Source organism: Leptolyngbya sp. DQ-M1 (genome assembly GCF_039962505.1).
Taxonomy (GTDB): domain Bacteria; phylum Cyanobacteriota; class Cyanobacteriia; order Leptolyngbyales; family Leptolyngbyaceae; genus Leptolyngbya.
The window spans coordinates 19,492-39,595 of the sequence record NZ_JAMPLJ010000011.1 but is presented as its reverse complement, the minus strand read 5'-3'; the positions used below and the strand labels follow the sequence as shown (position 1 = coordinate 39,595).

19 protein-coding genes are annotated in these 20,104 nt (G+C 47.5%); 2 read left to right on the top strand and 17 right to left on the bottom strand.

Annotated elements, in window-relative coordinates; all coding sequences use genetic code 11:
- Nucleotides 1–106: 106 nt before the first annotated feature.
- Nucleotides 107–1,027, bottom strand: a complete 921-nt coding sequence (locus tag NC981_RS22595; protein ID WP_348244959.1) for a HEAT repeat domain-containing protein — start codon at nucleotides 1,025–1,027, stop codon at nucleotides 107–109.
- Nucleotides 1,028–1,097: 70 nt separating this feature from the next.
- Between NC981_RS22595 and NC981_RS22590 the strand changes: the two genes are divergently transcribed.
- On the top strand, nucleotides 1,098–1,532 hold the full coding sequence (locus tag NC981_RS22590; RefSeq protein WP_348244958.1) for an SRPBCC family protein: 435 nt from the start codon (nucleotides 1,098–1,100) through the stop codon (nucleotides 1,530–1,532).
- On the opposite strand, the gene NC981_RS22585 is transcribed toward NC981_RS22590, so the two are convergent.
- The 5 genes from NC981_RS22585 to NC981_RS22565 all read right to left on the bottom strand — a co-directional run bounded on the left by NC981_RS22585 (nucleotide 1,529) and on the right by NC981_RS22565 (nucleotide 5,527).
- Entirely contained in the window at nucleotides 1,529–2,113 is a 585-nt protein-coding gene (locus NC981_RS22585; RefSeq protein WP_348244957.1) for a hypothetical protein, read from the bottom strand. The genes NC981_RS22590 and NC981_RS22585 overlap by 4 nt on opposite strands.
- A gap of 66 nt (nucleotides 2,114–2,179) precedes the next feature.
- Nucleotides 2,180–2,419, bottom strand: coding sequence for a 2Fe-2S iron-sulfur cluster-binding protein (locus NC981_RS22580; protein WP_190377136.1), 240 nt, complete (start codon nucleotides 2,417–2,419; stop codon nucleotides 2,180–2,182).
- A 140-nt stretch (nucleotides 2,420–2,559) separates the two neighbouring features.
- Complete coding sequence (gene cobQ, locus NC981_RS22575; RefSeq protein WP_348244956.1) at nucleotides 2,560–4,029, bottom strand: cobyric acid synthase CobQ; 1,470 nt, start codon at nucleotides 4,027–4,029, stop codon at nucleotides 2,560–2,562.
- A 36-nt stretch (nucleotides 4,030–4,065) separates the two neighbouring features.
- Nucleotides 4,066–4,467: an Npun_F0494 family protein gene (locus NC981_RS22570; RefSeq protein WP_348244955.1), complete on the bottom strand. Its 402-nt coding sequence runs from the start codon at nucleotides 4,465–4,467 to the stop codon at nucleotides 4,066–4,068.
- Nucleotides 4,468–4,654: 187 nt separating this feature from the next.
- Entirely contained in the window at nucleotides 4,655–5,527 is an 873-nt protein-coding gene (locus NC981_RS22565; protein WP_190377133.1) for an ABC transporter permease, read from the bottom strand.
- Nucleotides 5,528–5,624: 97 nt separating this feature from the next.
- On the opposite strand from NC981_RS22565, the gene NC981_RS22560 reads away from it, so the two are divergent.
- Nucleotides 5,625–6,182, top strand: a complete 558-nt coding sequence (locus NC981_RS22560; protein WP_348244954.1) for a Uma2 family endonuclease — start codon at nucleotides 5,625–5,627, stop codon at nucleotides 6,180–6,182.
- Nucleotides 6,183–6,546: 364 nt separating this feature from the next.
- Here NC981_RS22560 and NC981_RS22555 read toward each other — a convergent pair whose 3' ends face one another.
- The 11 genes from NC981_RS22555 to NC981_RS22505 all read right to left on the bottom strand — a co-directional run bounded on the left by NC981_RS22555 (nucleotide 6,547) and on the right by NC981_RS22505 (nucleotide 20,093).
- Complete coding sequence (locus NC981_RS22555; RefSeq protein ID WP_348244953.1) at nucleotides 6,547–8,721, bottom strand: polysaccharide biosynthesis tyrosine autokinase; 2,175 nt, start codon at nucleotides 8,719–8,721, stop codon at nucleotides 6,547–6,549.
- Nucleotides 8,722–8,773: 52 nt separating this feature from the next.
- Complete coding sequence (locus tag NC981_RS22550; protein ID WP_348244952.1) at nucleotides 8,774–10,228, bottom strand: SLBB domain-containing protein; 1,455 nt, start codon at nucleotides 10,226–10,228, stop codon at nucleotides 8,774–8,776.
- Between the two features lie 142 nt (nucleotides 10,229–10,370).
- Nucleotides 10,371–11,357: a hypothetical protein gene (locus NC981_RS22545; RefSeq protein ID WP_348244951.1), complete on the bottom strand. Its 987-nt coding sequence runs from the start codon at nucleotides 11,355–11,357 to the stop codon at nucleotides 10,371–10,373.
- A gap of 6 nt (nucleotides 11,358–11,363) precedes the next feature.
- Nucleotides 11,364–12,521: a glycosyltransferase family 61 protein gene (locus NC981_RS22540; RefSeq protein WP_348244950.1), complete on the bottom strand. Its 1,158-nt coding sequence runs from the start codon at nucleotides 12,519–12,521 to the stop codon at nucleotides 11,364–11,366.
- Nucleotides 12,522–12,524: 3 nt separating this feature from the next.
- A complete protein-coding gene (locus NC981_RS22535) occupies nucleotides 12,525–13,424 on the bottom strand; it encodes a glycosyltransferase family 2 protein (protein ID WP_348244949.1) in 900 nt (299 codons plus the stop codon).
- A 6-nt stretch (nucleotides 13,425–13,430) separates the two neighbouring features.
- Nucleotides 13,431–14,594 (bottom strand): glycosyltransferase, encoded by a 1,164-nt coding sequence (locus tag NC981_RS22530; protein ID WP_348244948.1) that lies wholly within the window; start codon nucleotides 14,592–14,594, stop codon nucleotides 13,431–13,433.
- Between the two features lie 46 nt (nucleotides 14,595–14,640).
- Nucleotides 14,641–15,903, bottom strand: a complete 1,263-nt coding sequence (locus NC981_RS22525) for a glycosyltransferase (RefSeq protein ID WP_348244947.1) — start codon at nucleotides 15,901–15,903, stop codon at nucleotides 14,641–14,643.
- Between the two features lie 58 nt (nucleotides 15,904–15,961).
- Nucleotides 15,962–17,029, bottom strand: coding sequence for a glycosyltransferase family 4 protein (locus tag NC981_RS22520; protein ID WP_348244946.1), 1,068 nt, complete (start codon nucleotides 17,027–17,029; stop codon nucleotides 15,962–15,964).
- A gap of 50 nt (nucleotides 17,030–17,079) precedes the next feature.
- Nucleotides 17,080–18,333: a glycosyltransferase family 4 protein gene (locus tag NC981_RS22515; protein WP_348244945.1), complete on the bottom strand. Its 1,254-nt coding sequence runs from the start codon at nucleotides 18,331–18,333 to the stop codon at nucleotides 17,080–17,082.
- 121 nt (nucleotides 18,334–18,454) lie between these two features.
- Nucleotides 18,455–19,369, bottom strand: a complete 915-nt coding sequence (locus NC981_RS22510; RefSeq protein ID WP_348244944.1) for a glycosyltransferase family 2 protein — start codon at nucleotides 19,367–19,369, stop codon at nucleotides 18,455–18,457.
- 31 nt (nucleotides 19,370–19,400) lie between these two features.
- Nucleotides 19,401–20,093 (bottom strand): FkbM family methyltransferase, encoded by a 693-nt coding sequence (locus NC981_RS22505; protein WP_348244943.1) that lies wholly within the window; start codon nucleotides 20,091–20,093, stop codon nucleotides 19,401–19,403.
- Nucleotides 20,094–20,104 lie beyond the last annotated feature (11 nt).

Here is a 20,104-nt window from a genome sequence, read left to right as displayed (position 1 = left end):
CGATCGAAAAATCGGTAGAAACGCGAATTGCAAACCCGGTAGAGACGTGATTAATCGCGTCTCTACCGGGTTGATTGTTGATCGGAATTATCGATCGCCCCCCCAATTAAACCGATGTCTTTTTCGTTCTTTCCAGCATCTTTTGAGCAACCTGCATCGCTGGCGTTTTCCCGTATTGCAACTTCAGATTCTGAATCGCACCATTCGCCGCTTTCACCACGCTCCCCGATGGACTCTGCAACGCTTTTTCTAAATACGGTAAAACCTTCTCCGATCGAATGCGTCCTAGCGCCTGCACTGCATACAGCCGAACCTTCAGATCAGAATCTAGCGTCAGTTTGCCAAGTACGGGAATCGCTTGTTCTACCTCACCTCGAACCGCATGATGACGGACAATTTGACCGAGCGCAACTACAGCCGTTCCCCGCACAAGCGGTTCTGCATAAGTTGTGTACTGAACTAATTTCGAGATGTGCTTGAGATCCTTAGACTGTCCCCAAGCAAGCAGATCCTGAGTCAAGTCTTCAAGCTTGCCATCATTCGGACGCTTTGGATCATGGATCGTCGGTGGGACAAGCACGGAAACGACTTGCTCTCTCGGTTCGACTTCATCTTCTGGACGTTTTGAATCTTGAATGGTTGGTGGGAGAACGACTTCAACGACTTCACCTCTGGGTTCCGGGGCATCGTCGATCGGCGCTTCCGCCACCCTTTCCTCTACTTTTAGCGTTTCGGTGCTTTCTGCTTCTAGACTCAATTCTGCGATCGATGCTTCTTCGGTGGGTTCTGGAGCCTCGTCAATTGTTTCTGCGATCGGCGCTGATACTTCAGCCGGAGTCGAGATTTCTTCGGCAACAGGGACGACGGGAATCGGTTCAGGGTCAATCTTCAGTTCTGGAATAGACTGAATTACCTGTCCGCTTGAGTCCTCGCGTCTTGTGGTGGATTTTTCATAGCGGGACACCCCGAAAATAACTCCCCCAATCAGTGCCACAAATGTTGCGATCGCGAGTAAACTTTGAGCCATATCCTTACTTCCATGCAAATTCGGCTTTATTATTTTGTCTTAAGTACGCGAAGATGCTGGAATTGTTTAAATGTCTCAATGGTTAGAACACTCCGCCCAAGTTGAAGTCGAGGCATCGATCGACAAAGTGTGGAGCCTTTGGTCAGATCTCGAACAGATGCCCAACTGGATGAACTGGATTACCTCGGTGAAAATTTCCGAAGATCAGCCCGATCTCTCGCGCTGGACGCTGAGTACAGGCGGACTTCAGTTTAGTTGGCAATCTCGCGTCACCAAGCAAATCCCCAACCAAATTATTCAGTGGGAATCAGTCAGTGGCTTGTCGAATCGCGGAGCAATCCGGTTTTACGATCGCGGAGCCGAGGGCAGCATTGTTAGAATGACGCTCTCTTATGCTGTGCCCGATCTTTTGGCTCAGATCATGAACAACGCAATGGTCGATCGCTTTGTGCAGTCCAACATTCAAGCAGACCTGGATCGATTCCGCGATTATGCGCGAAGTTAACCGCGATCGCGCTCTAACAAAATCATCATCATTAAGCTGAGCAAGATTTGAGCCTGTTCGCGATCGTTCGTGCGATCGACTTGCTGAATCGTGAATTTGCGCGACCAAAACGTGGGGAGCTTGGATAGCTTGATCACCACAGTTCCATCAGGGCGGCTCACTAAATAAGTCGGATTAAACAGATATCCGGTGAAGAAGCTACCAAAGGGCAAATCGCCTAACAGCGAATCCATCACTTTCACCCAGGGATTCTCTTCCTGAATCGTAAACGCGACCGTCTCGCCATCAAAAATATCAAAGTGAGCTTTCCAGAGAGATTTCAATCCGCGCCGCTTGAGCGCTCCAACGATCTTTCCGCTTGGGTCTGAGAAATTGTAGCGAGCGGAAAAATCGATGATGCGATCGGCTTTGATCGTAAACAGCTCTTGCGATCGATGGACATCCGCAAACACATTGATCACTTCTTTAAGCCTGAACAGCTTTTGCCGCACGTAGAAAACCGGATTGCCTCCAGCATCGGCGATCGTCATTTGCGGCGTGAGTGACCAAAATTTGAAGGTCAGTTCTAAGGGGTACTGCATGAATTTGAAGATTGAGAAAGCTGAATCATAGTATCCCCAATCCCCCACCATCGAGCATCGGCAATCTCACCAGGTTGGATCAAAGAAGAGATTGATGGTCAGCGTCTCGCGTCCGGGGGGAACCGAAGCGAGACAGCTTCGCACCGTTTCCCCGTCATCGAGTTCCACTTCGCAGGCATGACACGATCCCATCAGACAGCCTGTGGGAATGGACACTCCCGCACGATCGGCAACTTGCAACAGGGGTTCGCCCACTTCAGCATCCACCGTCACATCATCCGGCAAAAAACGAATGCAAACACTCATAACAAAATTCTAAAGAATGTCTAAACGCCAATGGCTTTCGAGGTTTTTGCCTCTACTGTATAAATCAAGGACAAACGGGTACGTTGCACCGAAAGGGTTAGGGATAAAAGCGCATTCAGGCTATCTGGTGCGCTTGTTTTTTAGGGCAGAATTGGCTTGAGGTCTAAATGCGGTTCGATCGAGTCGGCAAGCTGATCGAGCATTTGCTCCCGTTGTTCGCGGTAGTTGGCAACTCCGGTGGGCAGCGATCGCAATCCGCGCTGCTGCCGCAATCGATTCAACCAGGCACGTCGCCAAGGCCCGTTATCAAAAATGCCGTGCAGATAAGTTCCCCACACCGATTGGCTCTCATCCACAATACCGAGATTCGCATCGTCAAAGAGTGCCTGTGTGCCTTCTGCTTCTTCGAGCAAGCGGGTTCTGCCCTGGTGAATTTCATAGCCTGAAACGGGTAGACCTTCTTGCGGATAGTTAGAAGTCACATTGCGCTGGCGGGCGATTTTTTGACCTGCGATCACTGTTTTGAGCGGCAGCAGCCCTAAACCCCGATAGCGCCCTTCTTGTCCTTCGATGCCTTCGGGATCGGCAAGAATTTTACCCAGCATCTGAAATCCGCCGCAAATGCCGAGTACCGTTCCTCCGGCTGCAATGTAGTTCTGAATTTCTTCGGCCATACCGCTTTTGTGCAGCGCGATCAAGTCCGCGATCGTCGTTTTCGATCCGGGAATGATCACCGCATCGGGATGCCCCAGCGATTGCTTCGGATGGACATATTTCACATTCACCGAAGGTTCTGCTTCAAGCGGATCGAAATCGGTGAAGTTGGCGATGCGAGGTAAGCGTATTACCCCAATCGTCAGATCGCCCCTCTCTTTTGTAGAACTACGATCGAATAGGGAAAGTGAATCTTCTGCCGGAAACACCTGATCGAGCCAGGGAATCACCCCGATCACCGGAATTCCGGTCTTCTGCTCCAGCCATTCAATTCCTGAATCGAGCAGCGATCGCTGTCCCCGGAATTTGTTAATCACGACCCCTTTAATCAGCGCGCGTTCATCAGGATCAAGCAGTTCTAGCGTCCCAACGACGTGAGCAAACGCGCCACCGCGATCAATATCCACCACCAAAATCGTCGGCGCGTTCAGATACTTCGCCACCCGCATATTCGTTAAGTCGCGATGCTTAAGGTTAATCTCGGCGGGACTGCCTGCTCCTTCACAGACTACGAGATCGAATTCTTCGCTGATGCGTCGGAGTGAGTCTTCGATCGCGCTCCAGCCGATATCAAAGAAATTTTGATAATACTCAACCGCACTGGTTCGCCCTGCAACGCGTCCTTTGATGATCACTTGAGAAGTCATATCCCCTTGAGGCTTCAGCAGAATCGGATTCATCTCCACCCAAGGCTGCACTCCCGCCGCCCAAGCTTGCACTGCCTGAGCATATCCAATTTCGCCTCCGTTCGCAGTGACGTAGGCATTTAGCGCCATATTTTGTCCCTTAAACGGCGACACCCGAAACCCTTTTCGCGCCAGAATTCGACAAAGCGCAGTTGCGACCATCGATTTTCCGGCGTGCGAGGTCGTGCCTACAACCATGACTGCTTTCATTAATTCACCTCCGATCGGTAAGCGGAATAAGTCGGTCTAAAACGGAAGCCGGAACCAGCGGTGCATCACATTCAGAATGCGATCGCTCAAGCTAGCTTTGCCAAACCCCCCAACGGATTGCCATTGCTGCACCAGTTGCCGACCCAGCGGAGTCAGGCGAAAACTGTCGGTGAGTCCCTGTCCGTCTACTTCGCGTCGTAAAATGCCGACTTGAATCAGCCAGAGGAGTTCCCCGTCTGCGGCAAGCTCTGAGAGCATTCGTTTACTGTGCTGATTCCGAATGCCAGGAGTGCCAGCAACCGCACTGAGTGAAACGCTGTGAGTTAGCATCGTTGCATAGAACTTGAGCCGAAACGGAGCGCATCGAACAGCGCGGGTGGCTCGATCGAGGGTTTTCTGTGGGTAGCGGAAGTCGGGGTTCGAGGTCGTCGGGGTCATCAGTAATCGGGACGCGGTGGAATAAAGTCTGAAGAAAAGTCTGAAGAACTGTTTACATCAGCCTCTATTATTGACAAAAAAATTTCTGTTTTACGGGATATAAACGATCGAGTTTTTTAGGCAAGCTAGAGTATTTTTCTCGATAGTGTAATTGAATCCGGGTGAAGTCTGGCAAATCAGGGGAGATTTAGCGAGTTTTACGATCGACATACTCATTCAGTCCTTCTCCAAACAGCGATAGTCCTACCACCAGTAGAGTCATTGCCAATCCCGGAAATAAGGCTGTCCACCAAATTCCCCCAGTTGAGAGGGCATCGAGTGCTTCTCTAAGATCATGCCCCCATTCTGGCACTTCATCGGGCAGACCCAATCCCAAAAAGCCTAAACCCCCCAGCGTTAGGATTGCATCTGCGGCATTCAGTGTAAACAGAACTGGAACGCTTTGAATGACATTAGCGAACAGGTATTTTTTTAACACTCGCCAGGTTGAAGCCCCCATTGCTTGAGCCGCTTCGATAAATAGCTCTGTTTTCACGCTCACGGTCTGATTGCGAACGACGCGATAATACTGTGGAACATAGGCGATACTCAGCGCGATCGCAGCATTTAATATCCCCCGCCCGACCACAAATGCCAGTGTGACCGAGAGCAGTAACCCCGGCAGCGTGTAGATCGTATCCATCAAGAAGAGGAGCGCACGATCGAGCTTTCCGCCCCGATAGCCGCTCACCATTCCCAACGGCACACCCACGATCAAACTCAATGCCGTTGCCAGAATCACGACTTGAATGGCTGCTTGTGTGCCAAACAGCGTCCGCGAAAACACATCGTATCCCAAGCTTGATGTCCCAAACCAATGCCGAGCGTTGGGTGCAGCATGAGGCGGATTATCGAGAAATTCAGTCGGACTTTGGATAAGCCCGATCGCTTGCAGAATTGGGGCAAACAAGGCAATAGCGACAAAGATGAGCACGATCGCCGCGCCGATTCGCATCATTTGACGCGAGAGCGAGGGGCGTTCTGTGGCATTGAGAAAGCGGGGCAAACGAATCGAGGTCATGAGAGGCACGATCGTAAAACGATTTGCCTATGATACTGGCATTGAGAAGGGATTCGATCGCAGGCGAAAATAGAAGGTGAGTTCTCAGGAGGTTGTTATGTCTCTTACAGCGAAAGACTTAGAAATCGTACAAGCCCAACTTGCTCAGGGTGAGCGAGACTACCGAATTGAACTAATCAACGGAGAAATTATTCTAATGAGTCCATCCGGTTACGAGTCTGATGAAGTGGCATCAGAATTCAATGCACAGTTACGCAATTGGGTAAAACCTCGGAAGCTAGGACGAGTAACTGGAGCAGGGGCAGGATTTGTTTTACCAAATTCAGATACACGCGCTCCGGATGTCTCGTTTGTACAAGCAGAGCGATTGCGCCAAAGTCCTGAAACTTTTGCGGAACTTGCACCGGATTTAATGGTCGAAGTAAAGTCTCCAAGTGATAGCGTGAAGAAATTACGCGCCAAGATTGATCAGTTTCTTGAACAGGGGACGCGAGTGGGCATCTTGATTCACCCAAAGCAGAGATGGGTGGAAGTGCGTCGATCGAACATTGAACCCGTGACGCTAAAAGATGGTGATGTGTTGACTGTTCCGGATCTGTTACCAGGTTGGGAAGTACGAATTTCAGAGCTTTGGTCGCCTGTGTTTGAAGATTAGAGCCGTTTGAGGCTTTGAACAGCAAGATTGGTGCGTTAACTGAGACAAATTGAGTTAGAAACAGGAATATTGCTGTTTGAAGTGGAAACAGTCTTGCTCAAAGTAGGAATGTTTCGTTTCTGAACACGAACGTTTCGCTTCTGAACACGAATGTTTCACTTCTGAACGCGAATGTTTCGCTTCTGAACACGAATGTTGCTGTTTGAAGTGGGAGCAGTCTTGCTTAAAGTAGGAATGTTTCGCTTCTGAACACAAGTGTTGCTGTTTGAAGCGAGAACAGTGTGAGTGAAAACTGTGAGTGAAAACAGCGAAGATGGTGTTTGTGCAGGGCAGCAGCGATCGCCGCGCGAAGAATGAATTTGACCTATGAAGGCTTATGCACAAGCCTGGAATCGCGAAAAGGCAAGGATGACGCTTGTGGTGCATCATTCACAATCACTCCAAGTACCCGCGTTGACACAAACTTCAGTTCTTCTAAAGCGGCGGCGATCGACGATCGATTGGTTTTCCCTAACCGAATCACCAGCGCTAAACTATCGCATTGAGCCGCAATCAACCCACTATCTGCTAAGCCTAGTAAAGGTGGCGCATCCACAATAATCAAATCAAACATCATCTGAAATTTTTGGAACAAAGGCTCAATGCGATTCGTGGTAAGCATTTCAACTGGATCAAAGAAAGCTTGTCCCGCCGTCAGAATCGTTAAGTCTTCATAGCCAGGAAGAAATTGCACAACAGTTTGAAGCTCCTGATCACCGAGCAGCAGATCGCTCAGTCCTACCTGATTTGGCAATCCTAAGCGCTCATGAACCTGAGGATGACGCAGATTTGCATCCACAAGCAAGACTCTTTGTTTCATCCGAGCAGTAGTCATTGCCAAATTTAGCGCGATCGTCGTTTTGCCTTCTCCCACCTCGGCAGACGTAATCATCAGAGAACGCACTGAGGTATGATTCTTGCTCAAGAGACGGAGATTTTTCGACAGCGATCGCAATGCTTCGATCATTGGAGTAGAAACGATTGGAGGCTGAGCATTGTTATGCGGAATCACCCCCAACACAGGCGATCGAGCAGTACGCTTCACCTCATCTAGACTATGCAGCACATCCTGAAGGGTTTCGACCAGAAACCCGGCTCCAATTCCGAGCAACACTCCCAAGACCGCAATTAATGCGAGAAATCGCACCTTATTAATGCTGTTAGTCCTCATCGGTTTACCTGAGCCATCTCGATCTAAGCGAGGCGGAATGGTCAGTTCCCAAGGAACTTCTTGCTGGGCAGCATCAATCTGCAAAGCTTCCCGTCGGGTGGCAAACTTATTCAAACTATCTGTTGCTAAAGCTAATTCGCGCTGTAAATCACTGTACTGACGAGCGATCGCAGGTAACTGTTGAACTTCGCGATCGACCTGAGCTTTTACCTGATCGATTGCCTGACGGCGAGCTTCTGCGACCGTCACCGCGTCCCCTGCCTTTGAAACAACCCGGATTGCTTCTTGATTCAGCAGATCTTGCAGGTTGCGCCGCTTTTCGAGTAGTGCCTGTAATGCAGGATTATCCGGTTTGAGACGAGCCGATTCGATCGCAATCTGCCCCTCAATTTGCTGATACTGCGTTAACAGCGTTTGATAGTAGGGCGTTTCGCCTAAGACGGTTTGAGGACTCGCCGCCTGCAATTGTCGCAGCAGAGTATTGCGTTTCGCTTCTGCCTCCGCAATTTGAGTTTGATTATCTGCCGCAACTTGTCGCAATTTGCCTTCAGTTTCAGCCAGTAATCGGCTCTGCTGCTCAGGATCAACAATGCTGTGCTGTTGCCTAAGCGCTTGAATTTGCTGCTGTAATGTCTCTACCCGTTGCCGCAGGGGTGGAAGCTGACTATCAATGAATTGAACCCCTCGTCGAATGGTGGATTGGCGTTCTTTTAGACTGTACTTTAGATAAACCTGAGAAAGTTGATTCAGAATAAATTCGATTTTCTCTGGATCAGTATCTTGATAGCTAACTTCAATTAACTTAGTTCCTTGTTCACGTTTATCTGATGTAAGTGTAATAATTCGAGCAATTTTTAGCTTCTGAATTAAGGTGTCGTAAGTAGTATCGGGATAGCGTTGCTGAAGCTGATCAATCACAGGCTCTAGTAGTTTCGGGCCTTGCAGAATCCGAATTTGAGATTCGTAATCTAAGCTAGATTGATCGATATTAATCCGTTGAGCATCGGTAACTTCTGACCCTTGAGCACGAGTGGAAGAGCGTGCCAGTTGCTCTTCTGCTGTAATCGGTTCAACGAGGAGTTGGAACTTCCCTGCATACTGAACTGGGGCCGATCGAGTCATTAATAGAAATGCTCCCCCAGCCAGCACAGTGGTTCCTATAGTTACTTGTGCCATCAAAAATCCACGTCGGCGGACAACTCCAATCAGCCAGCCTAAGTCCCATTTCTCCTGCTCGACCTCATGAGCAGTTGCAGTCTCGATCCTGGGTTGCGAGAATTTGCCATTCGTTTCGGGCAAAGGTGAAAGAGAATTTGGCGGTTTATTCATCTCGGTTTTTGACTTAATTACCCATACATAGTTGACGAGATGCGCCCCTCAATCACAGCCCAAAAAGCTTCAGAATGTTGAAGACTGAGAAAATATTGCCGACTGGGGCTAACACTGAATTAATCCCATCTCCGATTCTGGTCATCCCCGATCGCCCGACGACGATAATATCGTTGTTCTGCATCGCGGGATTGGTGCGATCGTTAATTCCCTGGGACAAGTCGATCGCGATCTCACGTCGTGCGATCGTTCCGTCGGGATTCAATCGAATCAGATCGACCGCTCTTGTTTTGGCGCGGCGTTGATCAAAACCGCCAGCCGCCAGCAATGCTTGATTCAGCGAAGTGTTGGGCGGAATTTGCACGGTTCCAGGCTGCTTCACTTCGCCCACCACATTGACGCGAATCGTATCCGGTGAAAAGCTAGAACTTGCAATCTCAGCTGCTTCAGCAGGAGTGAGTTGAGTCGCAGTTGGAATTGCGATCGTGTCTCCTGTTTGTAAGATAGCATCTTGGCGCAGATCTCCCTCTTTTAATAACTTCAGCAAGTTAATTTCAAAGGTCTGCTCTGTTCCGTTACGGGCTAAGCGGCGGATTTGGATGCGGCGGATGTCCGCTTGGGGTTTGATACCGCCTGCACTCTGAATGGCGCGAGTCACGGTCGGAAATGGCTCGATCGTTGCTTGATTCGTCGCACCGGGAACTCCTGCGGCTCCCGTGCGGATATTCCCAGCTACGACATAAGCGCCAGGTCGAAACACTTCGCCAACCACTGCGATCGTAATCGGTTCGCGATCGGCTGCAAAGGTTGAATTAGCAAGCTGGGCGGATTCGGTTAAGTCAATTTTGGTGGCTGTCGGGATCACAATCGAATCTCCATCTCGGAGGGTTACGTCCTGAGTACGATCGCCCGATTGCAAAAATTTTCCTAAGTTCGCGGTCAGAGTTTGGCGATTGTTGCCGCTGATTCTTTGGATTTGAATATTTTTGATATCGGCTGCCTGAGTGATACCGCCTGCGAGTTTGAGCGCACTGGTTAAGGTCGGAAAAGAAAGCGTAGCAGTGGGAGTCGCAGGCGTAAGAGGAATTGGGTAAGAACCGGGGCGATTGACTTCTCCCGTGAGGGTAATGCTAAGCGGGCGGGGGGTAACCAGAGTAACAGTCGTCAAGGGACGACGAAAGAAGCGCAAGTATTTCTGAGTAATTTGTTTGCCTGCTTGATTCAGGGTGAGTCCTTTAACGGGAACGCTACCAACGAGGGGAAGATTGAGGCTCCCATCAATTAGAACTTGATAACGGGCGTTTTGACCGCTGTATTCGGGAGCATCGAAGATATCAAGTTGTACCAAGTCCCCGGCTCCTAAGGTGTAGGATTCATCGATCGAAGCAGCAATGGAAGGAGTCGCAACAGAAGGTTCGGCGCTGTAGACGAATCCTGCATCAAGGTTGCCTGCAAGTAGAACCAAGCCTGCCACAGAGCAGAATTGATAGAACCGAGTAAAAGACATAAGTTTCATCTCAAGTTTCGCCTCGCTGTCAATAAGAGGCACGGAGGAAGAGCCTATTGAACAGTAAGCCCGATCGCTGCCATAAACCATCAAAGCGACTCACACGATCGCTTGATGAAGGTTACAACTCAGACTGGCGGATTTAAATTGATGCTGACTTGCTTCTTAAAGGTTGCAAATACTGTTTGACAAGTCCCTTAACTCCAGACAGCTTTTTCTGCCTGCTCAACCGTTTTCGTTTTTGCCAATGGTAGGTTGTGTACGTTTTGAGAAAAGCGTCTTGATTGCTTGCTGCTTCTTCATCTAACTCTGCTAGAAACTTCTTATCTGTGGGCAGATGAAGCAAAAAACAGCTTTTCATGTAGTCAAGATTTCTCTGGGGATGAAGTGGAGGCGTACTCCAGTATCTCCAAACAATGCCCAGCGTTCCTGCATCTGCCATCACATAACCCTGCTGCCGCATCTTCTCTAAAGCAACAGAAGTCACTAATTCATCGCCCTGATGATAAAGCACATCGATCTGACTGATGTATGTATCTAGAATTTTCTGAACCTCAATAGATAAAGTGCTGAAGAAGCCAGGGTTTCCTGCGATGAACTCACCACCACACCATCTGCCTTCGCTTGGACTTGGCATGAGCTTTTGAATATCGCTGAGGAGCCGATCGTGACTATAAGCGGGGATCATTTGATCCGAAATGTCGTAGTAAAGTGGAACTTGGTGTTCAACGATGTACTCAAAGCAGCGTGGCAGCGGATTGACTGCAAGAACATCTAAATCAATCAGCAAGGAATATGACTGTGGATCAAGGGAAGCGAGATATTGATAAACCTCTAACTTGAAGTGAGATGAGAAAAAACTCAAACCATGTGGAAGCTGCATATTGAAGCACAGCTCTTGAATTTCCAAAATTCCTGGCTGTCCAATTTGCGCTAATAACCGCTCAATCTCTTGCTTCTGATTCGTCAGGACAATAAAACTGATGCCTCTACTTCTAAGCGATCGAGACAAACTGATTGCATTTCTGAGATAAATCAGAATTTGTTCATTAAAGGAAGTCACAGCACAGTTTACTGCACTGTTCTCATTTTCTGCGAAATGCAGAAGCCCGTAGAATTGATAAGGCATCGTTGCTTAGCTCCTTGACTCGCACATCACTCGTTGTAAGTGTTCCCGAAGTGATGCCAAAGATATAGAGAAGTTAGCCGTAAGGGGAGATTCACTTGCTTCTATGTCGCCGGTAACTAATGACGTATAAACGAGATGATTATGCTTTGCGATCTGTTCGTACACTTTTGGAGTGTACTCTTGGCTGAAAAGCTCAATTACTTTTGTGTTCGATCGACAAAAAGTGAGGTTGGTAAAACCTGCACCATGTACACCAACAATGATCTCAGCCTGATGAAATAAGCAAATTTGTTCCAGGACAGACAAATCTGATAAACGATAGCGTGAGAAGCCTTGCTGCTCTAGAAATGCGAACACCTGGTTTTCATTAAGTAAACGTCGTCCATTCACAGAGTCTCCGCGCTCAATGTAAACACGCTGATTAAATTTCAGGTCTAAGTTTGCTTTTGGTAAGAATGTTTCTCTGAGCCAGTTAATAATCCACAACGGCGGATTGGCAAAGTTTGGATTGGGATGATCGGTAACAATAAGCTGCTCAGCACGGAGATGTTGAACTTTAGCACTAGAAATCAAGTTGTTTTTGAGACTCAGCAAATTTAGCGTTTCAGCTTGAAAACGGTAGCGAAGATCTGGAACTAAAAGATAGTCCACCTCATCGATATCTAGCACAGATTCACAGAGCTTAATTCGCGGAAGAACGTCATAGAGCCAATGATAATAGTTGTAATTGCCAGAGCCACCTGTTAGCAGCGAGAGTACACTTTTACGAAAGCGACTGATCGATCGCGGTGTTCCTTTGCTCAATACAGGATTTTGCTCAGGCGGCAAGATGATGCCGTCTTTCCATTGCCAGGATGCACCGGGAACTAGGAATCGATCGCACGATACCGCAATATATACATGACGATCGGTAAACAGCTTACCTTTTGTAATGGTATAGACTGCATAAGGTTGCTCTATTAATTTTGAATGAACATGCTTCACCTCAACTCGATCGAGCTGATCTATTGATGCAACCTCATTGGGTGCATACAACAACGAAAAGAACCAACCCAGTGACCACTCAGAAAGCTTTCTTTTGAGCTTAGGCAGAAGTTTAGGAATATTGGTAATTAAGGTTCTCACGATCGTATTGAAGTTACTAGAGAGCTTGGAATTTTGCATCAACTAACGAACACTAAAAGACATTCGTTGCACCAACATTAACCAAAACAATCTACGGTAAGGCAGCAGCCAGTAGAATAACCAGAACACTCCACCATTTTCACGACAAAATGCTTTCCACTCCTCAAAGGAATGCAGCGTTACATCTTCTAGCGCAAATCCCTTGGGTCGGTTCACTTGCTCTAACTTTACCCCAGCTAAATCACTCTTAACCATTCGGCTTCGATGGGGATTTGCAGAACAGGTTCCCAAGTAGCCGGGTGCAATCCAAATCGAACAACCTTGACGGCGCGCTCTTAGACCATAATCATGATCTGCTAGATTATGCGTGTAGACTGGGTTGAAGTTTCCGACTAGGGCTGCCACCGTACGCGGAATCAAAACGCAATTGCCGTGAAAGGTGTCACAACGCCGGGGTTGCTTTAAATCAGGATTAACTTGGTGAAACTTGAGGGGATGCCAAAAATAGGTTTGAGCAACTCCACCATAGCTGGGTTGATTGGTATCAGGATCAAGGGTAGAGGCAACAACGATCGCTTTCTGCTCTCCTTGTGCTGCAAGCTTATCTGATACCTCTAGCAAAGCTCTGAGAGCATAAGGATAGAGCATCGTATCATCGTTTAGCAAGCAATAGTAATCCGGATCTTCTGCCTGTGCCGTTTCAAAGGCAAGTCGCGTTCCTCCATTCCAAAACAGGCTTCCGGTTCCTTGGCGCACCCGAACATTGGGATAGTTTTGGCGCACTGCCTCTGCTGTGCCATCCGTGCTGCCATCATCAATCAAATAAGGCTTTAACTCGATCCCCAGCGGAAGGTTTTGTTCAGATAAAGCCTGCAAGCACCGCAGCGTTTTTTCACGGCGATTGTAGCAGGTCAGGAGGATCGCGATCGTTGTTTGTCTCATTGTTGTTTAAGCCTCATGGGTGAGCAGAGTCAAGGCAGTCTCTACACTGTGCAGAAATTGGTTGTACCGATTTTCAACCCAGGTCTTGACCGATTCGAGGTCGTCAGGCGTGATCGAGCGATCGATCGCAGTTTGGATAGCTTGAGCAAATTGCCCTGGCTGTTCGGCAGAGTAGACCGTTGTTGGTAGAGTTGTTAATCCCCGTAGGGCAAACGGAGTTGCCACAACGGGTAGAGCGAGCCCGATCGCTTCTAAGGTTTTAAGCTGCACTCCGCCGCCACAAATAGAAGGAATGGCGATCGCCCTTGCTTCTGCTAAAAATGCTTGAGCATCTTCTACAAATCCTAGATACTCAACATTGTGATACTTGTCCTTTAGCCATTCTGCCCCTCGACCCGCAACCCGAATCGAACAGTGAGCCGGGAGATGCGGATAAACTTGGTCAAAGAAATAGCACAATCCATCTGCATTAGGTTTCCAGATCCAGCTCCCAATCATGCCAATGTCGTAAGTTTTGCGATGAGTCGGATTCACTGGAGAAACATTGACGGGAAGTTCAAATACTTTCACTGAATCCGTTTTATCGAACTGCCTAAAGTAGCTTGCATCATGCGAACTCAGCGTCCAGATTGCTTCACTGGTCGCAGCAAGATTCGCTTCCATTTGTTTGACTAACTGCGCTTCTCGCTGATAAACCCGTTTTTTCAGGTGATCGACACTGGATTTGAGGCGTTGTTGATAGATTTCATGTTCTACATTGTGGGCTAAAACAGCAATCTTACTAGGCTCGACAAGGGCAGGTTTTAACCAGCAAAGTTGAGACGAATGCTCCAGTACAATCACATCATAATGCTGTTGAGATAACAACGATCGTACCGTTTGCACATAGCGATTTGAGTAATATTTCGCTGAGCTATAGGGCAACTGTCGAAACAGGGCGATCGCAGCCCAAAGTAGTGAATGTATTCCGGCAGATGACGTTTCAATATGGCGTTCACCAACTTCGATCGTATCTTTGCCGTAAGGATGACGATCGCCCCAGCGACGATAACCAACGATCGAAACCGAATGACCTAGTGCTTTCATCGCATCGATAAAATGCTGAGATGCGATATCTGCCCCAGTCCCGTATCTGCTAGGAATTGCGGTGGTTAAGTTTAAGATTTTCATAGATAGCGCGTCTCATTGCTGAATTTCTAACAAAGCAACAAATTAACTAGGAAGCCGTGTTCAGGACGGATTGATAGAGGAAGGACATTTTTTTTCCGCGTTGCTCCCAGGTGTAGAAAGACTTGACCCGTTCGTAACCCTTCTCGCCAATCTTGCGTCGGAGTTCTGGAGCTTCAGCAAGACTGGTGATTGCACTGGCGAAATCATGCACAATCTGCTTCTTACTTCCTACATTTACTAAGATCCCGCAGTCTTCAGATAAAACGGTTGCAGTGCCATTCAGTTTCAAACCAATTACAGGTAACTTATAAGCCATTGCTTCGAGAATCACATTGGGTGAACCCTCACGCAAGCTTGGAAACACAAAGATATCTGCTCGCTGGTAATAGCTGCTCATTTCCCGATAAGGAACTTGTCCTAAAAACTCAATTTTCGACTGTAATCCCGCCTGAATAACCTTCTTTTTCCAATAAGGCAGAAGCACTCCGCTACCTACAACCAGCAATCTCCAAGAAATATTGCTTGGTAGGCGTTGTAATGCCTGTAAAAGAAGTCCAAAATTCTTGCGCGGCTCAATCAAACCCGCCCAAAGTAAGCAGATTTCAGCAGACTCAGGTTTTTCAGTTTTGGACAAACCCTCAGGCAGCTTAGGAATGCCTGAATCTGACATTAAGAAAGTTGTCTCAGAATCTCGCATCCTGCGAATTTCATTCAGTGTTTCCAAGTTGCCACATAGAACAAGCTCAGCTTTCCTGACTGTCTCTCTGGCTGCAACGGATGTTAATCTTGTCCAGATAAAGTAAGCCATTCTGATCATTTCTTGGACGATTCCCTTAGCTGGCAAGAACGAATAGCCAACGAGAGGAACACTTTGGCTCCCAGTGACCGGGCCTAAGATGAAAGGTTTAGGAAGCCGCGATAAATAACTCGGAATTGTCCACGAACCATAAGTAACATGATGAACAAGGTCGATCGTCACGGTTTCCAGCAGCTCTTGTGCTTCGATGAAAGCTTGTTTTTGCCATTCAACGCATAGATTGTAAAATTCAAACCGTGGAAAAAGAGCCATCATGAGCTTAGACCCTTGTGGCATTGGAATAAAAATGAGGTGAATGTTATCGCGGTAAGGCAATCGATCGACTGCTGCTCTTACAGGTTCTTCTTGTCCTAAAAAATCAGAGATGAGCGCATAAACTTCATGCTCTTTTGCTAACTCCTTTAGCCAGTTCCAACCCACGCCTTCTTCTGATCCCTTGTCCGGGTGGCAGACAAATGCAGAGAGCAATATTCTCAGTTTCTGAGCAGCCATAGTTCAACCTGCCGCAATCATCCCATCGTTTCAACTATTAATACCCAAATGCTTTGCCTTAAGCTTGATTCCCAAACATGCAATTGATAAAATCCCCTAGCACCAAATCCTCCGCAAACTTCTCTTCCATCATCAGGCGGCTTTTGCGCTTCATCGATTCGATCATGGGTTTGTTTTGAATCAGCGCTTCTAACTGCTGAATTAGGTCTTCCTGAGAGCTACAGATGTAGCCATTCTCTCCATTGACAATAATCTCAGGCGCACCCAGAGCATTTTTTGTCGTTAGGATTGCAAGTCCAGCACACCCCGCCTCACCGATCACCGATGGATAACCTTCAAGCGTTGTTGGCAGAACGAAAATATCGTGACTTCCGAATAAGTTAATATGCTCAGTCTGCCCATAATCCACAGAGGTTTTGACTGTAAGATTGGGGTGAGATTCTACAGCTTGTTTTGTCACGATCGTCAGTTTCACATTCGGATTGTCAAGCTGCTTAAACCAACGTAGCAAAACATCTCCACCCTTACGCTGAAAGTCGCCCCCTACAAACAAGAGACGAATTTCCCGATCGTAGCGTTCAGGCGATGGGATGAACAAATCAAGATCAGGACAGAATGGCAACCTTGCTTTCCTGAGCTTACTTTTGGGAATCTGGTAATCTTGATGAATTCCTTCGATCACTGCATCAGTCAGTCCAAACACATAGCGTTGAGCACTCATCACTTCCCGATGGGTGGCAGTCAACCAACTTGGAGACAACGATGCGTTTAAGAAAGGTTCGTATAGTTTCTTAGTCCAATCCGTGACGATATAGCTACTCTGCTTGCGTGTGACCGGATAGGCGAAAAGCGCAGGGCTAATCCCATGAAATAAAACTTTTCTGCCTTCTTGATAAGCTCTTAGCACTTCTCGACAGAGGTTGTAAGACCCTAAGAACCGTCTTGCAATAACAGAAGCATAAGCGAACTTAGTTGTTGGCACTCCTCTTTGGGCCTGATTTGGAATGAACTGATGCACCCTCAGATCTAAATAGTTCTCAAAGATTGAAATCAGCCGCTTCTCATTGGTTCGATTTCCCAGATCCACGGGAAATGTCACTAGTAGAAGTTTTTTCTCGATCGTCATTTTGCTTCTCACTCAATGCAGTTCCTCAGCCCCCTGAACTTATAAATCTCTTAACTCACAGTTTTCTCGACTAGCTCTGAGTAAAGTGCAATATGCTGCTGAGCTTGCAGGTTTAAGCAAAAGGATATTTCCGCCTTTTTTCGTGCATTTTCGCTCAGAAATTGATGGCGCTCTAAATCCTCTAAAACCCAGATGATTCCCTGAACTAAGCTCTCCGGCTGGTAAGCTGCTGCAAGAAAGCCATTAACTTGGTGATCAACAATGTCTTTCAAGCCAGTTGCATCGAAAGCAACAACAGGTGTTCCACAGGCTAGAGATTCGGATGCAGTTTGCCCAAACGCCTCTTGTACGGAGGGGACAACCATCACCTCTGCCGCAGCATAGGCGATCGCAAGTGAGACATCATCGTTGAGATGTCCCAAGTAATGCACCTTAAAGCCCACGTCAACTGTCTTTTCTGGCTGTGAAGCTCCAAAAATCACTAGCTCGATTCTATCTTTCCATTCGGTTGTCCTCAGTTTTTGCAGAGCAGACTGAAGTAGATGCCAACCTTTCCGAGTATCGCTCGTTGGATCGAGCGCTCCGAATAACACCAATAATTTGTCTTGAGGAAGATTGAGTCGATCGCGAGCGGCTGGTCGATCAAACGGTTTGTAAATTTGCAGATCCAGTCCGTTCGGAATTACCCTAACTGGAGTTTGACGAAATACAGAACTCTGGCTAGCGCAGTCGGCTAACCAACGGCTCGGAGTCACGACCACAAGATCAAGGTCGCGCCAAGCTTTTGCCTTGCGATTCCAAACCCAGCGAGACAAGTCTTGCTCCTGTGAACTTTGCAACTGTGGACAAGCCCCACAAGATTTTGTGTAGCGATCGCACTGTTCCGCATAGTGACATCCACCTGTGAATCCAGCCATATCATGCAGCGTCCAGACTAAAGGCTGCCGGAATTGCGCTAAGTTCTCAATGTTCAGAAATCCCTTAAAAATCCAGTGCAGATGAATCACACTCGGTTTAAGTTGAGCGACTTGAGAGACGACCCGATTTGGAACCCACTGCGGCGAAAATCGTGAATGACTGCGCGATCGTGCGGGTAGGTCATCCAGTCTTTCACTGATTAAAAGTTTCTCGTTGAATTTCCTCAAGAACTTCTTTTCAACAAGAACAGAGGGATCATGAGAGCTTTTCGCTTGCACTAACATCTGCGATCGGTATCCAGCTTGTCGCAACCCGCGATGCAATCGATAAGTAGCACGAGCCGCCCCTCCTGTAAGGTCTGAGGAACTTAAATGAAGAACTTCCATATCTTGATTGAAGGAGATAACTAGGCTAATGTTCGTTCAATGAGATTTTCGTTTCGGTAGGACAGCTTCTTGCCCTCTAAATTGCCCACGGGTGGCGGATGTAGAAAATTGGGATTACCTTCTAGTGATGGATTAACTGTTTAAGCATTCTCTGAGCTTTTCTGCTGGCACGAAAAGCTAAGCTTGGTGCCTCTTGTGTAAAGTGAGAATGCTCAGCTTGTGTATCGCGAATGACAAAAGGTGGATGCTTCAAAGGGAACTCCATTGCTTCAATTGGTCGATTTGCTAGACGTGGATTAAATTCCTTCGTATGAGTTGCATCCGCATCAAAACCACAGTTAGAAATCAGGTTGGTACTTGCGATCGCGCTGACTCCGCTTTGCACCCAGCAAGCAAAAGTCCATTGATAGTCCCAAGTATCGACTAAGTTGTCATACACAGACTGAAATGTGTGTTCCCAAGCTTTAGCAATCTTTGGATCAATCAAGATATCTTTGCACCAGTTTCCATCTTTGATCGTGGGCCAAAGCGCCATATTCACATCGTAATACTGCCAAGCTCGTCGCCAAGTTGCCCATCCCCAAATGGGGGTCGATCGCGCAAAGTAATAGCTATACTCTGTTCTGCGGGTCGCTAACCGCGCATTGTCTCCACAAACCGACATAATGCGCTGATCATCGCGATATCGATCGAGCAATTCTTCACAAAACCGAAAGAACGTCGGATGCGGTAAACAATCATCTTCTAGGATAATTGCTTCTTCAACCGTTTCAAAAACCCAATCGAGTCCACTAGCAACCCGATGTTTACAGCCTAAATTGAGGTCGGAGTAATCCGTCAAAAGTTCGCATTTCCAGTCGATCGAATCAATCACGGCACGAGCCGCAGCACACTTTTCAGCTTCGCCGGGTCGATCGACGCGAGCACCATCCGCAATGACTAGCAATTGTTCTGGTTTAGCTTGTCGAATTGCTTCAAAGACTCGTTTCGTAGTATCCGGGCGCTTAAAAATGATCAAGGCAACAGGGGTTTTCATGCGGCTCTCTCAAATTGCTGCAAACTGTAACTCATTCATTTGCTTTAAAAACGGCGGTACTCAACGTTTTGGCAAACAGAGAATATCCTCTCTCTGCCAAGAACTGATAGACACTACCTTTCTGAATCTGCTCCAAGTCCATCTCAGCGCATTCAGCCAAAATATACTCCGGTCTAAACGCTGACCAATCGTTCGATTGCAGCACTTCCAAATCTAAGCCTTCAACATCGATCGACAAAAAGTTAATTTTCTGCCCCGTCGGAAGATGGCGGTGCAGTACTTCCCCCAAAGTCTGCGTAACAATCTGAATTTCCTGCTTCAAAGAGTAAGCCCCCTGCCATCTTCGTTCTGCTAGTTCGCGACCGAAACAATTCAACGCCGGATCATCAAACACAAAAAATGTCATTTCTCTGGGACTCGAAGCGATCGCTGCTTCCACATTGATATCTCTTGGTCTCAAGCGTTTGAAAGGCTCCATACTTCCCGGCATTGCGTCAATATTGATACCTGACCATCCTCTTTGATAGAAGATGAAAGTATTGGAGAACCGTTTAGGATGATGAGCACCCACATCCACATAAAATCCACGATCGACAGTCTCAAACACACGATGCAAAATCAGATCCTCACCTTCTTGCGAATAGGACTTTCTGGAGTACCCATCCCGAAGAGTCATTTTCAAGTCTTTCAGATTGTTTTTTAGCAGCATAGGAAGTGTTTTCATCAGAAGTTATC

Coding starts and splice junctions, on each gene's coding strand:
- NC981_RS22595 (WP_348244959.1), bottom strand. CDS start 1,027: ATGGCTCAAAGTTTACTCGCGATCGCAACATTTGTGGCACTGATTGGG.
- NC981_RS22590 (WP_348244958.1), top strand. CDS start 1,098: ATGTCTCAATGGTTAGAACACTCCGCCCAAGTTGAAGTCGAGGCATCG.
- NC981_RS22585 (WP_348244957.1), bottom strand. CDS start 2,113: ATGCAGTACCCCTTAGAACTGACCTTCAAATTTTGGTCACTCACGCCG.
- NC981_RS22580 (WP_190377136.1), bottom strand. CDS start 2,419: ATGAGTGTTTGCATTCGTTTTTTGCCGGATGATGTGACGGTGGATGCT.
- cobQ (WP_348244956.1), bottom strand. CDS start 4,029: ATGAAAGCAGTCATGGTTGTAGGCACGACCTCGCACGCCGGAAAATCG.
- NC981_RS22570 (WP_348244955.1), bottom strand. CDS start 4,467: ATGACCCCGACGACCTCGAACCCCGACTTCCGCTACCCACAGAAAACC.
- NC981_RS22565 (WP_190377133.1), bottom strand. CDS start 5,527: ATGACCTCGATTCGTTTGCCCCGCTTTCTCAATGCCACAGAACGCCCC.
- NC981_RS22560 (WP_348244954.1), top strand. CDS start 5,625: ATGTCTCTTACAGCGAAAGACTTAGAAATCGTACAAGCCCAACTTGCT.
- NC981_RS22555 (WP_348244953.1), bottom strand. CDS start 8,721: ATGAATAAACCGCCAAATTCTCTTTCACCTTTGCCCGAAACGAATGGC.
- NC981_RS22550 (WP_348244952.1), bottom strand. CDS start 10,228: ATGTCTTTTACTCGGTTCTATCAATTCTGCTCTGTGGCAGGCTTGGTT.
- NC981_RS22545 (WP_348244951.1), bottom strand. CDS start 11,357: ATGCCTTATCAATTCTACGGGCTTCTGCATTTCGCAGAAAATGAGAAC.
- NC981_RS22540 (WP_348244950.1), bottom strand. CDS start 12,521: ATGCAAAATTCCAAGCTCTCTAGTAACTTCAATACGATCGTGAGAACC.
- NC981_RS22535 (WP_348244949.1), bottom strand. CDS start 13,424: ATGAGACAAACAACGATCGCGATCCTCCTGACCTGCTACAATCGCCGT.
- NC981_RS22530 (WP_348244948.1), bottom strand. CDS start 14,594: ATGAAAATCTTAAACTTAACCACCGCAATTCCTAGCAGATACGGGACT.
- NC981_RS22525 (WP_348244947.1), bottom strand. CDS start 15,903: ATGGCTGCTCAGAAACTGAGAATATTGCTCTCTGCATTTGTCTGCCAC.
- NC981_RS22520 (WP_348244946.1), bottom strand. CDS start 17,029: ATGACGATCGAGAAAAAACTTCTACTAGTGACATTTCCCGTGGATCTG.
- NC981_RS22515 (WP_348244945.1), bottom strand. CDS start 18,333: ATGGAAGTTCTTCATTTAAGTTCCTCAGACCTTACAGGAGGGGCGGCT.
- NC981_RS22510 (WP_348244944.1), bottom strand. CDS start 19,369: ATGAAAACCCCTGTTGCCTTGATCATTTTTAAGCGCCCGGATACTACG.
- NC981_RS22505 (WP_348244943.1), bottom strand. CDS start 20,093: ATGAAAACACTTCCTATGCTGCTAAAAAACAATCTGAAAGACTTGAAA.